The organism is Agromyces aerolatus (assembly GCF_031432255.1).
GTDB lineage: Bacteria > Actinomycetota > Actinomycetes > Actinomycetales > Microbacteriaceae > Agromyces.
The window spans coordinates 58,787-67,866 of the sequence record NZ_JAVKGQ010000018.1 but is presented as its reverse complement, the minus strand read 5'-3'; the positions used below and the strand labels follow the sequence as shown (position 1 = coordinate 67,866).

At 72.4% G+C, this 9,080-nt stretch carries 9 protein-coding genes; 1 reads left to right on the top strand and 8 read right to left on the bottom strand.

The window, feature by feature from the left end; all coding sequences use genetic code 11:
• Nucleotides 1-691: 691 nt before the first annotated feature.
• Nucleotides 692-1,888: a RimK family alpha-L-glutamate ligase gene (locus RH864_RS17160; RefSeq protein ID WP_310518796.1), complete on the bottom strand. Its 1,197-nt coding sequence runs from the start codon at nt 1,886-1,888 to the stop codon at nt 692-694.
• Between the two features lie 18 nt (nt 1,889-1,906).
• On the opposite strand from RH864_RS17160, the gene RH864_RS17155 reads away from it, so the two are divergent.
• Complete coding sequence (locus RH864_RS17155; protein ID WP_310518795.1) at nt 1,907-2,389, top strand: ATP-dependent zinc protease family protein; 483 nt, start codon at nt 1,907-1,909, stop codon at nt 2,387-2,389.
• Nucleotides 2,390-2,541: 152 nt separating this feature from the next.
• Here the strand turns inward: RH864_RS17155 and RH864_RS17150 are convergent, their stop codons facing one another.
• The 7 genes from RH864_RS17150 to RH864_RS17120 form a co-directional block, all read right to left on the bottom strand.
• On the bottom strand, nt 2,542-2,670 hold the full coding sequence (locus RH864_RS17150) for a hypothetical protein (protein WP_310518794.1): 129 nt from the start codon (nt 2,668-2,670) through the stop codon (nt 2,542-2,544).
• Nucleotides 2,671-2,684: 14 nt separating this feature from the next.
• On the bottom strand, nt 2,685-4,208 hold the full coding sequence (locus RH864_RS17145; RefSeq protein WP_310518793.1) for an aldehyde dehydrogenase (NADP(+)): 1,524 nt from the start codon (nt 4,206-4,208) through the stop codon (nt 2,685-2,687).
• A gap of 8 nt (nt 4,209-4,216) precedes the next feature.
• On the bottom strand, nt 4,217-5,218 hold the full coding sequence (locus tag RH864_RS17140) for a proline racemase family protein (protein WP_310518792.1): 1,002 nt from the start codon (nt 5,216-5,218) through the stop codon (nt 4,217-4,219).
• Nucleotides 5,218-6,669: an FAD/NAD(P)-binding oxidoreductase gene (locus RH864_RS17135; protein ID WP_310518791.1), complete on the bottom strand. Its 1,452-nt coding sequence runs from the start codon at nt 6,667-6,669 to the stop codon at nt 5,218-5,220. The genes RH864_RS17140 and RH864_RS17135 overlap by 1 nt, the downstream gene beginning before the upstream one ends.
• A complete protein-coding gene (locus RH864_RS17130; protein ID WP_310518790.1) occupies nt 6,662-6,988 on the bottom strand; it encodes a (2Fe-2S)-binding protein in 327 nt (108 codons plus the stop codon). Before RH864_RS17130 ends, RH864_RS17135 begins: the two co-directional genes overlap by 8 nt.
• Nucleotides 6,985-8,172, bottom strand: a complete 1,188-nt coding sequence (locus RH864_RS17125) for an NAD(P)/FAD-dependent oxidoreductase (RefSeq protein WP_310518789.1) — start codon at nt 8,170-8,172, stop codon at nt 6,985-6,987. The genes RH864_RS17130 and RH864_RS17125 overlap by 4 nt, the downstream gene beginning before the upstream one ends.
• 179 nt (nt 8,173-8,351) lie before the next feature.
• Nucleotides 8,352-9,023 (bottom strand): GntR family transcriptional regulator, encoded by a 672-nt coding sequence (locus RH864_RS17120; RefSeq protein WP_310518788.1) that lies wholly within the window; start codon nt 9,021-9,023, stop codon nt 8,352-8,354.
• Between the last annotated feature and the right edge of the window lie 57 nt (nt 9,024-9,080).

Sequence of the window (9,080 nt, the reverse complement as noted above, 5' to 3'; positions counted from 1 at the left end):
CAACCGGCACCCGCCGGACAAGCCTCCGAATAGGAACGAAAGTCAGGCCGATTCAAGACCCTGGCCAGACCAGCCTGCGCCCGACCAACCCAACCCCAACTGACGCTCTCCCCAACCCGTGATCCGGTCGGTCCCACCCGACCCGATCCCGACCCAACCGAGCCCAGCCCGGGCCGGACCGGACCCGATCCCGGCAAGCCCAACCTCCGCCTGACACTCTCCGCAAACCCGCGACCCAGTCGGCCCCACCCGACCCGATCCCGACCCCAACCCAACCCAGGCCCTGCCAGACCAGATCCCGGGCCCGACCAGCCCCACCCCCACCTGACACTCTCCGCAAACCCGCGACCCAGTCGGCCCCACCCGACCCGATTCAGAGCAGGCCCGGGCCAACCCCAACTGACGCTCTCCCAAAACCCGTGATCCGGTCGGTTCTTGCCGACCCGACCCAACTCAGACCCAGACCCAGACCTTGCACGGGCCCGGCAACAACTGACGCGGGTGCGAGCGAGGCCTGATCCCGACGCATGCCCGCTCCCGAGTGGTGCTCTTCCCGAACTATTCCGGCGACCGGCACGCTTACGGCCGACGCAGTCGCGGCTCGTGCTCGGCAGCCGGCGTCCGGCTCGCGCTCGGCAGCGGGCGTCCGGCTCACCTCCCCGTGCCGACGAGCCTGCCGGCCGTGGCCGGGTCAGTCGGCGGGGGCGGGGATTGGCTCCTTCGGGAGCTTGCGCACCTTGGCGCGGCGTCGGCGGCGCTCCGGGATCATGGACCGCATCTCTTCGAGCTTGCCGAAGCAGAGCAGCCGGTCCTCACCCTCGAGGACGACGTTCTTGCGCGGGTTCGGGATGACGTTCGCGCCGCGATGCAGCGTGAGCACCGTGATGTCCCGCTCCCACAGGCCCGACTCCCCGAGCGTCTTCCCGACGAGGTCGGCGTCGCCGTGCACAAGCAGCTCGGCGACCCCGTACCCGGTCGACACCGTGAGCCGCTGCCGCACATCGATCTCGGGGAACGCGACCTGGTTCGCGATGTAGTCGATGATCGCGCCCGCGACGTCGAGGTTCGTCGCCGTCTCGATGCCCTGCAACCCGGGCGAGGAGTTCACCTCCATGACGAGCGGTCCCTCGTTGCCCTCGAGCATGTCGACACCCGCGACCTTGAGCCCCATGATCTGCGCCGACCGCACCGCCGCCTGTTCGTACTCGGGCGTGAGCTCGACCCGCTCCACCGAACCGCCGCGGTGCACGTTCGACCGGAACTCGTCGCCGCTTGCGACGCGCCGCATCGCGGCGACGACCCGGTCACCCACGACCAGGGCACGGATGTCCCGCCCGCGGCTCTCCGCGATGAACTTCTGGATCAGCACGTTCTGCTTCGTCGAGTGCAGCGTCTCGATGATGGCCTCGGCGACCTTGACCTGCGGGGCGAGGATGACGCCGATGCCCTGCGTGCCCTCGAGCAGCTTGATCACCACGGGCGCGCCGCCGACGCGCTCGATCGCCTGCCGCAGGTCGGCACGATTGCGCACGAACGTGGTCGGCGGCAGGGCGATATTGTGCCGCGAGAGGATCTGGTTCGCGCGCAGTTTGTCGCGCGCGTTCGTGATGCCGTTCGCGGTGTTCGGCGTGTACACGTCCATCTGCTCGAACTGGCGCACGACCGCGGTGCCGAAGTACGTGATCGAGTTCCCGATGCGGGGCAGGATCGCGTCATAGTCGGACAGCGGACGGCCGCGGTACTGCAGGTCGGGTTCGTCGCCCGCGAGATCGATCGCGAAGCGCAGCGTGTTCAGCACCTTCACGTTGTGGCCGCGCTGCACGGCGGCCGCGCGAAGCCGCTGCGTGGAGTACGCCTGCGGGGCACGCGAGAGGATCGCCAGTTTCACGGTTCAGGTCCTGCCAAGATGGGTCGAGTGAGCGAGCCCACCCATTCAACCATCGCCGGCTGGCGCGAGTGGGCGAGTCTGCCGGCGATCGGGGTGCCCTGGATCAAGGTCAAGCTCGACACCGGCGCACGCACGAGCGCGCTGCACGCGTTCGACGTCGAGGAGTTGGAGCGCGACGGCGCCGAATGGGTGCGCTTCGGGGTCCGCCCGTGGCAGGACTCCGACGAGGACGCCGTCGTCGTCGAGACGCGCGTGCACGACCGCCGGGAGGTGCGCAGCTCGTCGGGTCACGTCACCGAACGCATCGTCGTCGAGCTCGAGCTCGTGCTGCACGACCGCCGCGTGGCGGCCGAGGTCACGCTCACCAACCGCGACGAGATGGGCTTCCGCATGCTCGTCGGCCGCGAGGCGCTGCGCGGGACGTTCCTCGTCGACCCCGGGGCATCCTTTCTCGGCGGCCGCCCGCCGCGTCCCGTCCGCCGCCAGAACCGGGGACGCTGACACTTCGTTGGTCGAGTAGCGAGCCCCGGCGAGCGTATCGAGCCCCGGCGAGCGCATCGAGTCCACCGCACGCGGGTCTCGACACGCGTCGCCGCCGCCGCATCAGCACTCCTCGACCAACGGAATCAGCCGCGCGAGCACGTCACGACGCGTCAGTTGTAGCCCAGCACCACGATGGCGTCGGTCGTGGGCGCGGCGGGCACAACCGGCGCCGCCGGCCCGGGCCGGGCCTCACGCTCGGCGCGGGCCATCGGCTCGTCCTCACGATTCACGGCCTCCACGAGGCATCCGCCCCCTATGCGGTCGCGCCGGCCGGCGCGACCCGCTCGCCCCAACGCGTGGACTCGCCGGCCGGCGAGACCCGCTGCGGCACGCCCCACGGGTTCCCGCCCTGCAGCGGGACCGGCAGCAGCTCGTCGGCGGCGCCCTGGTAGGCGACGGGCCGGAGGAAGCGCGAGATCGCCGCGGTGCCCACCGACGTCGAGGAGTCGTTCGTGGTCGCGGGCCACGGCCCGCCGTGCTGCATCGCCGGGGTCACCGCGACGCCGGTCGGCCAGCCACCGAACAGCACGCGGCCGGCGATCCCCGCGAGCACCGCGACGAGCGCACGCAGCCGGTCGTCGGCCTCGCCGTGCCCCGCGTGCACGGTCGCCGTCAGGTTGCCCTGGAACAGGCTCGGCACGATCGCGGCGAGATCCGCGTCCTCGGGGTACTCGACGATGATCGAGAACGGCCCGAAGCACTCCTCGAGCAGGACGTCCCGGCCCGCGACGAGGTCGGCGAGGCCGACCGCGACGATCGTGGGCGTGACCCAGCCCTGACCGTCGTCGTCGACGCGGACCGCGCCCTCGACGACGGTGCGCACGCCGGCCGCGGCGAGCACCTCGGAGCGGCGCTCACCGTACCCCTCGGCGATGCGCGGGTTCAGCAGCCGGTGCTCGCCGACGGGTGCGGCGGCGTCGACGATGGCCTGGTCGAGCCCGTGCCCCTCGGGGACGAACAGGAAGCCGGGCTTGGTGCAGAGCTGCCCGGCCGAGCCCGACACGCTCGTGACGTATCCCGCCGCGATCTCGTCACGGCGCTCCTCGATCGCGGCCGCCGTCACGAACACCGGGTTCACGCTGCCGAGCTCGCCGAAGAACGGGATCGGGGCGGGCCGCGCCGCGGCGATGTCGGCGAGCCGGCGACCCGCGGGGATCGAGCCGGTGAACGAGCCGGCGCGGATCCTGGGGTCCTTCAGCATCGCGACCCCGGCCTCCTGACCGGCGATGAGCTGGAACACGCCGTCGGGCATGCCGGCGTCGCTGAGCGCGTCCGCGACGACCTCGGCGGTGCGCCGCGACAGCTCGGGGTGCCCGGAGTGCGCCTTCAGGACGACCGGGCATCCCGCGGCGAGCGCCGCGGCCGTGTCGCCGCCGGCGACCGAGAACGCGAACGGGAAGTTCGACGCGGCGAAGTTCACGATCGGGCCGACGGGCACGTGGTAGCGGCGCACGTCGGGCCGCGGCCCGAGTGCGAACTCCTGGTCGGCGGGGTCGATCCTGACGTCGAGGTAGGTGCCGTCGACGATCGTGTCGGCGAACAGCCGCAGCTGCACGGCCGTGCGCTTCAGCTCGCCCCGGAGCCGCGCCTCGGTGAGGCCGGTCTCGCGCTGGGCGATGCCGACGAGCTCGTCGGCGTTCGCCGTCAGCGCGTCGGCGACGGCGACGAGCGCCCGGGCACGCTCGACCGGCGAGGTCGCGGCGTACGGGCCGGCGGCGGCCGCCGCCCGGGCGGCGATCGCCTCGATGTCCGGTGTGGCCGTTGCGGTGGTGGACATGGGACCTCCTAGAACTGGAATCCGGTGGGGAACGGGTCGCTCGGGTCGAGCAGGTACTGGGCCGTGCCGGTGACCCAGGCCCGGCCGGTGATCGTGGGGATGACCGCGGGTCGGCCCGCGACCTCGGTCTCGGCGATCAGCCGGCCGACGAACCGGCTGCCGATGAACGACTCGTTCACGAAGTCGGTGTCGAGCGCGAGCTCGCCACGCGCCCACAGCTCGGCCATCCTCGCCGAGGTGCCGGTGCCGCAGGGCGAACGGTCGAACCAGCCCGGATGGATCGCCATCGCGTGCCGCGACAGCACCGCGTCGGATCCGGGTGCGATGAACTCGACATGGTGACAGTGGTCGAGTCCGGCGATGGTCGGATGCTTCGGCGGCGCCTGCTCGTTGATGGCATCCATGATCGCGAGGCCCGCACCGAGGATCTGCTGCTGCGCGGCCCGGTCGAACGGAAGCCCGATATCGTCGAGGTCGACCATGGCGTAGAAGTTCCCGCCGAACGCCATCGAGTACGGCACCCGGCCGAGTCCGGGCACCTCGACGGCCGTGTCGAGCGACTCCACGTAGCTCGGGACGTTCTCGATCGTGACCGCGTCGGCGTGGCCGTCGCTGACCTGGACGCGCGCGATGACGAGCCCGGCGGGCGTGTCGAGCCGGATCTCGGTGACCGGTTCGACGACCTCGACCATGCCGGTCTCGACCAGCACGGTCGCGACGCCGATCGTGCCGTGGCCGCACATCGGGAGGCAGCCCGACACCTCGATGTAGACGACGCCCCAGTCGCAGTCGGGGCGGGTCGGCGGCTGCAGGATCGCGCCGCTCATCGCGGCGTGCCCGCGCGGTTCGTTCATGAGGAACAGGCGCAGGTCGTCGAGGTGTGCCATGAAGTGGAGTCGCTTGTCGTTCATGGTGTCGCCGGGGATGACCCCGACACCGCCGGTGACGACCCGGGTGGGCATGCCCTCGGTGTGCGAGTCGACCGCGGTGATCATTCGGCTCGAACGCATCAGTTCTCGTTCCCTTCGGTCGGTGCGGGTGCGGCGGGCGCGGCGCTCGCGGCGAGCTCGGCGAGGCGGACGGGTGCGGCGATCGGTCGGCGATCGGTCGAGGCGCCCGTCGACGCGTCGCTGAAGCTGCCGCCCAGGAGCTGCTCGACCGTGCGACCGCAGATCCGGCCCTGACAGATCCCGAGCGAGGCGCGCGTCGTGAGCTTCAGCGAGCGCAATCCGGTCGCGCAGGTCTGCTCGGCCGTCTGGCGCAATCGCCCGTACGGCACCTCCTCGCACCGGCACACGAGGGTGTCGTCCTCGAGCCACGCCGTCCATCCGGGCCGGATGCCGTGGGCGGCTTCGATGCGGGTGGCGAAGTCGGTGAACGTCGCGCGGTCGCGCACGGCGCGCGCGATGGCGGCGTCGTTCGTCGCGCCGCCCGCGGCGACGTGCCCGGCGATGGTGCCCTCGGCGGATGCCGCGTCCACCCCGCCGATCCCCGTGATCTCGCCGGCGGCGTAGACGTTCGCGATGCTGGTCTGCTGGTCGGCGCCGATCACGACGAACCGGTCGGACGTGATCGCGCACCCGGCCGCGATCGGCAGCTCGAGCCGCGGCGTGAACCCGTGGCTGATGCACACCGCGTCGACCGCGATGCGACGTTCGGTGCCGGCCACGGGCCGCCAGTCGCGATCGAGCGTCGCGACGGTCACGGCCTCGACCCGGTCGCGGCCGTGCGCGGCGATCACGGCTTTTCCGAGCCGGTACGGGATGCCTCGGCGGAGGTGGTGCGCGGCGTAGCCGGCGAGCTCGCCGCCCTTGCGCGCGGCCCCGAGGAGGCGCCACGGCTTGGGCAGCCATCCGGCGGCGAGCCGGCTCATGCGGTTCGCCTCGTAGACCCCGACGACGCGTGCGCCGGTCGCCGAGAGCGACTGCGCGACGGGCAGCAGGAACGGGCCGGCCCCGGCGACGACGACCCGCTCGCCGACCGCGACCCGTTCGCCCTTCGCGAGCGCCTGGGCCGCCCCGGCCGTGAACACGCCGGGCAGATCCCATCCGGGGAACGGCAGGGTGCGATCGTGTGCGCCGGTCGCGAGGACGAGCGCGTCGGGCCGGAAGACCATCGGCTCGCGCTCGGGGGCGTCGGCCGGGCCGATCAGCGCGTGCACGGTGGGCGCGGACGGCTGCGGGCCGTCACCGGCCGGTTCGATCGCCCAGACCTGCGCCTCGGTGATCAGCGTGCAGCCGGCGTCGGCGACGAGCGCGTCACGCATGCGGGTGAAGTGCTCCCAGCCGTGATGGAGCAGTCGCTCGCGGGCCGCGGGCCGCGCGGCGGGAAGATGGCGCCAGTACTGTCCCCCGAGCTCGTCCGACGCGTCGAGGAGCGTGACGTTCGCACCCCGCGCACGGGCCGCCGTCGCGGCGGCGAGGCCGGCCGGGCCGGCACCGATCACGAGGACGTCAGCCATGGTGCGCCTCCGGCAGCTCGTCGTGCTGGGTGGTGATGACGTCTCCGTCGGCGGCGCGCCGCTGGCACGCGCGGACGTCCCGGCTGCCGTTGACGGTCACGATGCAGTCGAAGCAGACCCCGATGCCGCAGAACAGCCCGCGCGGTCGCTCCTGCGCCGAGGTGCGCCGCCACTCGAGCCGGCCGTTCGCGAGCGCGACGCCCGCGATGGTCTGGCCGGCGAGCCCGGTCAGCGGCTCGCCGTCGACGACGATGGTCAGCTCGTTCGTCGCGCCGGGCCGGACGGGATCGTTCGCCGGCGGAAGCATCCGGGCACTCACGCGGCAGCCTCCTCGAGGTACGGGGCGAGGCTCGCGCGCGAGACCGCGAACGGGGCCGGGTCCAGCGGCGCGCGCTGCCCGGTGATCTGCGCGGCGAGCAGCTCGGCGGTGGACAGTGACAGCCCGATGCCCGCGCCCTCGTGGCCCGTGGCGTGCCACAGCCCCCCGAGCCGGTGGTCGGGCCCGATGACGGGAAGGTGGTCGGGCATGAACGGGCGGAATCCCCCGTACGTCCGCATGATGCTCGCGCCCGCGAGGAACGGGAAGAGCCGGAGCGCCTTCGCGGCGATGCCGCGCACGACGTCCACGCGGAACCGGTCGTCGAATCCGATCTGCTCGCGGCTCGAGCCGATCAGCACGGTGCCGGCCGCGGTGGACTCGACGACGCTCGAGGTCTGCAGGGCCGCGTCGCTGGACTGGGTGGCGCCGAAGTAGTCACCGTCGTAGACCTTCCGGAAGACGCGGTGCGGCATCCGCGTGGTGACGAGCACCATGCCGCGTCGCGGCCGGACGGGGAGCGGGACGCCGAGGCGAGCGGATGCCTCGCCACTCCATGGTCCGGCGGCAACGATGACCCGGGGAGCGGTGAACTCGCCGCGCGTGGTCCGGACTCCGACGAGTCGCCCTCGCGCGTCGACCACCCGGCCCGTGACCTCGACGCCGGGACGCACGACGGCACCGGCCTTGCGGGCGGAGGCGAGCAGGGCCTCGGTCGCGACGACCGGCTGCACCTGGGCGTCGCCGGGGTAGAACACGGCCGCCGTGAGGTCGCGCGTGACGTTGGGCTCGAGCTCGAGCGCGCGGTCGGCGGGAAGCGGCCGGGCGTCGACGCCCGCGGCGCGCTGCGTCGCCGCGAACTCGAGCAGCGGCTGCGCGCCCTGCTCGGTCGTCGCGATCACAAGACCACCTTTGGGCTCGTACTCGATGGCCGGGAAGCCGGGGCCGAGCTCGTCGGCGAGCTCGGCGACCAGGTCGGGCCAGAGCGCGGCCGCGCGCTGGGCGAGCTCGAGCTCGGGGCCCGGCCCCTTGTCGGAGACGAGGAGGTTGCCCTCGCCCTGCCCGCTCGTGCCTGACGCGGCGCCCGCGCGATCGAGCACGAGGGTGCGCAGGCCCTTGCGCGCGAGTGCCCTGGCGCTCGCCGCGCCGACGATGCCGGCGCCGATCACGATCGCATCGAAGCTCATGGCAGGACCTCCTCTCGCACGTCGAAAGCTCGTCTCTGTAATATGTCACACCTTGGTCGGCAAGGAAAGCCGGGGGCCCGGTGGTGGCCCGGTGATTCCGACCGACCACTCGGACGACCGATCCCGATCGTCATGCGACGGGTCGCGCTCGCTCGAACCGCGACCCGGGGGTGGGGGCCTCAGGCCTCGGAGCGACCCGCCCACCAGCCGATGATGTGACCGATGTGCCGGTGCATGAGCGCCTCAGCCCCGGCCCCGTCCCCGGCTTCGAGCAGATCGAGGATCTCGTCGTGCTCGGCCGCGGACTTCGTGAGCTCCTCGGTCGCGAGGAGGCCGGCGAGACCCGGGAGCCGGGTCTCCTGCCGCAGATCGGAGACGAGACTCGTGAGCCGCGCATTGCCCGTGAACGAGGTCAGCGCCGCGTGGAAGGCACGATCCGCCTCGAGGTAGGTGGTCAGGTCGCCCTGTGCCGCACCGTCGACGATGGTCCCGGCCATGGCACGCAACTCGGCGAACGCCTCGGGCGGGATCGCCCCGACGAGCCAGCGCATGACGGGCGGCTCGAGCAGGCGGCGCACCGCGACGATGTTCTCCAGGTCTTCGTCGCGCACGGTCGTCACGCGGAAGCCCTTGTTGCGGACCGCTTCGACGAACCCGCGCTTCTCGAGGTTCAGCATGGCCTCGCGCACGGGCGTCGCCGACACGTTGAAGCGCGCCGCGAGCCCCGGTGCCGAGAACAGCTCGCCCGGAGGCATCTCACCCGAGCAGATCGCCGCCTCGAGCGCCATCTCGACGCGCTCGCGGAGGCTCATGGTCGGCTGGAGAGGGCTGACCCCGGAGGGAAGTGACATGTGCGTGGCCGATGCTCGAACGGAGTCAGTACTATACGGCATAGCACTGTGATCTGA